General features: G+C 60.4%; 4 protein-coding genes. All 4 read left to right on the top strand.

Features of this window, described 5'->3' with window-relative positions:
- Positions 1-1,778, top strand: a 1,778-nt coding sequence (locus tag L0H65_RS12480) for an HlyD family efflux transporter periplasmic adaptor subunit (protein ID WP_301459381.1), incomplete at its 5' end; no start/stop codon positions are given.
- The gene (locus L0H65_RS12475; protein ID WP_301459380.1) at positions 1,771-3,774 is read left to right on the top strand and encodes a translocase; all 2,004 of its coding nucleotides are present in this window, start codon (positions 1,771-1,773) and stop codon (positions 3,772-3,774) included. The genes L0H65_RS12480 and L0H65_RS12475, both read left to right, overlap by 8 nt.
- Positions 3,775-4,120: 346 nt before the next feature.
- On the top strand, positions 4,121-5,686 hold the full coding sequence (locus L0H65_RS12470) for an ABC transporter substrate-binding protein (protein WP_301459379.1): 1,566 nt from the start codon (positions 4,121-4,123) through the stop codon (positions 5,684-5,686).
- A 189-nt stretch (positions 5,687-5,875) separates the two neighbouring features.
- The gene (locus L0H65_RS12465; RefSeq protein ID WP_301459378.1) at positions 5,876-6,142 is read left to right on the top strand and encodes a hypothetical protein; all 267 of its coding nucleotides are present in this window, start codon (positions 5,876-5,878) and stop codon (positions 6,140-6,142) included.
- The last annotated feature ends 151 nt before the right edge of the window (positions 6,143-6,293 follow it).

Below are 6,293 nucleotides of genomic sequence, written 5' to 3'. Positions count from 1 at the left end.
AGAAACTGCTGTTGAACCCCGTATCGATGACGGTGCCGCTGATCGACCCGAACCGGTTTTTGAGCTGGCTTTCGCGTTGGACCGCCGCTCTGCCGTCTTGGCTTTGGTGGGGGGGCGGGCTGGCGTTGATCCTTGCCGCCCTGTCTATTTTACCGACGCATTGGGCGGCGTTGACCGCGCGCGGGCTGGAGGGGTTTCTCGATCTGGAAAACATCCTGCTGATCGGCTGCATCTATCCGGTCGTCAAAACCTTCCATGAATTGGGTCATGGGCTTGCAACGCGCGCGCGCGGCGGCGAGGTGCATGAGATGGGCCTGATGTTCATCGCGTTCTTTCCGATCCCCTATGTGGAGGCTTCTGCTTCGCTCAGCTTTCGGTCGAAATGGGACCGCGCAGCGGTGGCGGGCGCGGGTGTCATGGTGGAAATGTGCATCGCTGCCGCCGCTTTCCTGCTGTGGATCGGGGCGGAGCCGGGGATGTTTCGTGTCGTGCTGTTCAATACGATGCTGATTTCGGGCTTTTCGACCCTTGCTGTCAATGGCAATCCGCTTTTGAAATTCGATGGTTACCATGTGCTGTGTGACCTCATTGAGATACCCAACCTCGCACAGCGCGGCAATCAATGGTGGGCCGGGGTGCTGCGCGTCCACCTGCTGGGAACGCGCGAACGCAGGCGCGCGCGGATGCCGACCGTGGCTTGGGAAAGGCTGTGGTTCATCGTCTACCCACCAGCGGCTTTCATTTACCGCATCCTGATCTCGTTGAAGATCGCGTTGTTCGTGGCAACAACCTACCGGCTGATCGGTGGGATGCTGGCGATATGGTCGCTGAGCCAGTCGTTGGTTTGGCCTGCATTCAAGACCGCGAAAGCCGCGCTTACCGATGGGCGGATACGACAAGCCGGTGGTCGTGCGTGGCAAGGTGCCGGATTGGCAGTGGTTGCGCTCATGGTTTTTTTTCTTGCCGTCCCCTTGCCACATCGGGCCGTAGTGCAAGGAGTGACATGGCTGCCAGAGGAGGCATTTCTGCGTGCGCCGCAAGCTGGGCGCATCGTGGAATTCACCGCAGAACACGGGGCCATCGTTCATACCGGCACCGCGCTTGCCGTGATTGACGCGCCGGAGCTTTCCGCCAAACGCGCGGTGGCGCGTGCGCGCCTTGCCCAAACGCGGGCGCAATACGATCAGGCGCAGGTGAAGGACCGGGCGAAGGCGGTTCAGCTTCGTGCCACGATGCGCGATTTGCAGAGACAGGTCACGGAGGCAGAGCGACAGGTTGCCGAGCTGCAATTGTCCGCGTCGATTGATGGCCGCCTTGACCTGCCTCGGCGGGTCACGCCGGTTGGGCAATACCGTGATCGCGGCGAGGTGATCGGCTATGTCCTGCCGGATGCCGCACCGGTGGTCCGGGTTGCGGTGCCGCAAGGCTTGGTCGAACTGGTCCGGGGTGAAACCGCCGCGGTGGAGGTTCGCTTCGCCGATGAGGTTGGCAAGATCTACGCCGCGCATATCCTGCGCGTGGTGCCATCGGGCAAGGATCACTTGCCTTCGGAAGTTTTGGCGCTTGACGGGGGCGGAATGTTTGCAACCGCGCCCGCTGCGGACGGCGGACAACGATCCATCACCCGTATCTTCGTGCTGGACCTGGTACTGGATCAGCAGACCCGCCCGGTATGGGGCTTGCGCGTTTTCGTGCGACTGAGCTTTGCGCCAAAGCCGCTTGCAGTGCGTCTGGCGCGCACTGTGCGGGAGGTGTTCATCAATGCTTTCGGTGTCTGACCCACGCCTATGGCAGATCAAGGACAGAGCCGATACCGTCGAGCCGGAACGCCGGCCCGAAACGCGCCACCCTTCGGATGAATTCATCCGCCGCATGTTGGCACCGCTGCGCCGCGCGGTCTTCAAACCCGGCGTGCTTCGCTGGTTCGAGGTTTGGCAAATACGGCGCGAAGGGCGGCGCATGGAGGCGCTTGCGACCGAGGCGCTTGCCGCAAGGGTTCGCGCGACGGCCCCCCAACTCTTGCGCGACGGATTGACGGGACGACCTCTGCGGATTGCCGTTGCCGGAGTGCGTGAGATGACTTTCCGGATGACGGGCAAACGCCATCATCCGGTGCAGATCATCGGCGGTCTCGGCCTGCTGCGCGGGCGGATTGTCGAGATGGCGACCGGTGAGGGCAAGACGCTGACAACCCTGATTCCGGCGGTCGTGGTGGCGCTGGTGGGGATTCCGGTTCATGTCGTGACGGTCAATTCCTACCTCGCGCAACGTGACGCCGACACGCTCGCCCCGGTGCTGGCGGCGTTCGGGCTGCGCCACGGGGTCATCACGGACGCGACCGAACATCACCTGCGCCCGGAAATCTATGGCCGGGATGTGGTTTTTTCTACCAACTCCGATATTGCGTTCGACTATCTGCGCGACCGTCTGGCGCTTGGTCACAATCGCACGGCGCTGTCACAGGTGGCGCAACGTATCCTGTCGACCAAGGCGGGGCGCGACAGCAGACGTATCCTGACACGCGGGCTTGGCTTTGCGGTGGTTGACGAGGTGGATTCCATCCTGATCGACGAGGCGCAAACACCCTTGATCATCACCGCACAGCGCCCCGGTGACGCGGCATTGACGGCAGGCGAAGATGCCATCCTCGCGCTTGCCGCCAGTCTGGAGGAGGGGCGCGATTTTCAACTCGATCGCAAGAAGCGCACCGTCCGCCTGATGCCGGTTGCCGAAGACATGCTCACCGGATTCGTGCCACCCACCGCGGCTCTGGTTCCTGAACCGGCCCGGCGTGAGGCTCTCGTGCAGGCCTTGTCGGCGCTGCACCTGTATATCCGGGATGAACATTATATCCTCAACGATGACGGCCTGGTGATCGTCGACGAATTCACCGGGCGCGTGATGCCGGACCGGCAATGGCAATCCGGACTGCATCAACTGATCGAGGCAAAAGAGAAGCTCGACCGCTCCGGTCGACGGGAGACTTTGGCGCAGATTACCTATCAGACCTTCTTCGCCCGCTATCTTTGGTTCGCGGGCATGACCGGCACGGCAACCGAAGTCGCGCGGGAACTGCGGCAGAGCCATGGCCGCGCGGTGTTTCAGGTGCCAAGCAATCGCCGGTCAATGCGTCGGATTTGGCCCACGCGGCTTTTCGGATCGGAAGCGGCGCGGTGGCATGCGGTGGTTGCCGAAGCAAAATCGGTCGCAGATCGGGGGCGTGCTGTGCTGATTGGTACGCGATCTGTTGCAGCGTCAGAGCATTTGGCCGCGTTGTTGCGCGGCGCAGGGTTGGATCCGCAGGTGTTGAACGCGCGGCAAGACGCGGACGAAGCGGCACTGATTGCAATGGCGGGGGAGCCCGGTCGCATCACGGTTGCAACGAATATGGCCGGTCGCGGCACCGATATTCCGGTCGGACCGGAGGTGGAGGCGCGCGGCGGGCTGCATGTCATCCTGACGGAATTCCACGGCTCCGCCCGCATTGATCGCCAACTTATCGGGCGGGCAGCGCGGCAAGGTCAGCGCGGCTCTGCCCGCGCTATCGTATCGCTCAACGACGCTCTGTTCAGCGATACCGTGCCGCGTCTGGCACGGCTGATCCGCGTTTGCAGCTTTGGCTTTGGCGGCAGACTTCCGGGCCTGTTCGCGGAATCGCTGCGCAAAAGTGCGCAAAAGCGGACTTCGGCACAGGGCCGCCGACGCCGAAGCGAAACCGTGCGCAGGGCCGAACGGCAACAAAAGTCCCTCGGTTTTCGACCTGACAATATCTGAGTCGAATTCCTGTGTACCAAACATCTATGCAATCGCAGGGAACGCATGGGCCGGCGTGTGGGGTGTCGGGTCCACTCGTCGAGGAATGGCGGTATTACCCGACCAAAAATCCTGGCCTCATTATTGTCAACATTTACGTCGACAATATTATTGACAGATAGAATTCACCGACTAGACTGGATTGCATTCAGCTTGATCGACCCGGACAACGAGGACGAGATGATTTGACAATCACGAACGCTGCCTGCGGCACTAATGCGAAATGCAGCCAACGTGACTTGTACACACATGACGGAACCCCGAACGGCAGTCTCGCCGATACTTCCAACACAGCAGGAGAAGGTAAATGAACAAACTCACCACCACGACGGCCCTTGCAATCGCGCTTGCGGTCGGCGGATTCTCGGTTCACGCCGAAACGGTCAAGTGGGCATCGCGGGCGGACATCTATTCGCTGGACCCGGATTCGGTTCCGTCGACCTCAAACCTCGCCTTCCTGAACCACATTTACGAAGGTCTGGTGCGCTATGATCGCGAGTTCAAGCTGGAACCGGCGCTTGCGACGGAATGGGAACTGGTAGACGACAAATTCTGGCGTTTCAAGCTGCGTGAAGGCGTGAAATTCCATGACGGTGCCGATTTTACCGCAGATGACGTGGTGGCATCGTTCAAGCGCGCCGCCGATCCAGCCTCGCCGTTGAAAGGCAACATGCCGTTGTTCAAGGACATCCGCAAAGTGGATGACCACACGGTCGAGATTGACGTGACAACGCCGTCCTCGCTGTTCCTGAATGATATCACCAATATTTTTGTGTTCGACGCCGACTGGCTGAAGAACAACAACACGGAAAAGCCGACCGACTACTCGCAAAAGGTCGAAGGCTACGCCACGAACAACACCAATGGCACCGGCCCGTTCAAACTGGAAAGCCGCAAGCCAGATGCGAAAACCGTGTTGCTGGTCAATGACGGCTGGTGGGATGAGAAAAAGCACAATATCGACCGGCTCGAATATATCCCGATTTCGTCGGCTGCAACACGCATTGCGGCACTGTTGTCGGGTGAGGTGGACGTGATCGACAGCGCGCCGTTGCAAGATTTGCAGCGCTTGGAGGCCGATCCGAATATCAAGGTCATCAGCCTTACGGAATTGCGCACAGTCTTTATCAGTTTCAACCGCAAGGAGACCTTGCCGGATGGCAGGCCAAACCCGTTCAACGACCTCCGGGTTCGGCAGGCCTTTGAATTGGCTATAGATCGCGATTTGATCAACAAAAAGGTGATGCGTGGCCTTGCGCGGCCTTCCGGCTCACTGATCGCTCCGGATGTGGCGGGCTATGCCAAATCTCTGGATACTTATCAGCCAGCGGATCCCGAAAAAGCAAACGCATTGCTGAAAGAAGCGGGCAAGGATGGATTGGAATTCACCTATACCTGCATGAACGATGAAAGCGTCAATGAGGAAGAATTCTGTCAAGCCGTCTCCAGTATGCTGACACGAGCCGGCTTCAAACCGACGATTGACATGGGGCCGCGCGCCATCCAGTCGCCCAAGCGATCCAATGGGCAAACCGAAGTGTTCAACATGAGCTGGGCAAATGAGCCGACACTGGATGCTTTCTCGATGTTGTCGCAAGTGTTAGCGACCAAAGAGGGCGCTTATGGGGTGTCAAACCGGGGTGGTTGGTCGGTGCCGGAATTGGACAAGTTGGTTCAGGAATCTGCGATGGTCACAGACGGCGTCGAGCGGGCAAAGCTGCAAGAGCAAGCTCTGAAAATTGCCAAGGACGAGGTTTTGGCGATCCCGCTGTGGCAACAGCCCATCGCATGGGCAACCAATCAGCGGATCGAATACATCGACCTGCGGGCAGACAACAAGGCGCGCCACTGGTTCACCAAGGTCGCTGAGTAAGACAACCCGCCGGGGCTGCCATTGACTGGCCCCGGCGTTTGCTAGTATCCGGAGGGGGCGTGGATAATCTGCACGGGTTGACCCTAGGCGCCCGCCCGGCGGCGGGTCGCACTGTCCCGACCGCGCAATGGCTGCTGGCCTACCATAACGGCGGGCATCATATGGTCCGGGGCTTGCGCAGATGTGGCGGTGTTTCGTCTGGACGACCCCCATCTGACGCCCGCCGTGGATCCGGTTTCCAGCCTCCTGACGGGCGGCAGTGGCAAGGTCACGCAAGCGGTCTTTGTCGACGATCGCCTTGTGATGCGCGGCGGCAAGGTTGCGGGGATGGACATGGCCGCTGCCCGTGACCGCGCGCAAGCGCAATTTGAACGGCTGATCGCGAAATACCCCGACCGGAGTTGGAAACATCCGCCGGTTGAGGCGTTGTTCACGCCCAGCTTCCCAATCCTCTGACGCGAAAGGCACAAACATGCCCGCAACCTTGTTCACCAATGGCACCGTCATCACGATGGACCCCGGGCGCCGTATCATCGAGGAAGGCGCGGTGCGCGTGGTCGACGGCCGGATTGTGCAAGTTGGCCCCAGCGCCGAAGTGCTTGCCCGC

It is taken from the genome of Pseudorhodobacter sp., assembly GCF_030452865.1.
Taxonomy (GTDB): Bacteria; Pseudomonadota; Alphaproteobacteria; order Rhodobacterales; family Rhodobacteraceae; genus Pseudorhodobacter.
This window is presented reverse-complemented; position numbering and strand designations above follow the sequence as displayed.

Coding starts and splice junctions, on each gene's coding strand:
- L0H65_RS12470 (WP_301459379.1), top strand. CDS start 4,121: ATGAACAAACTCACCACCACGACGGCCCTTGCAATCGCGCTTGCGGTC.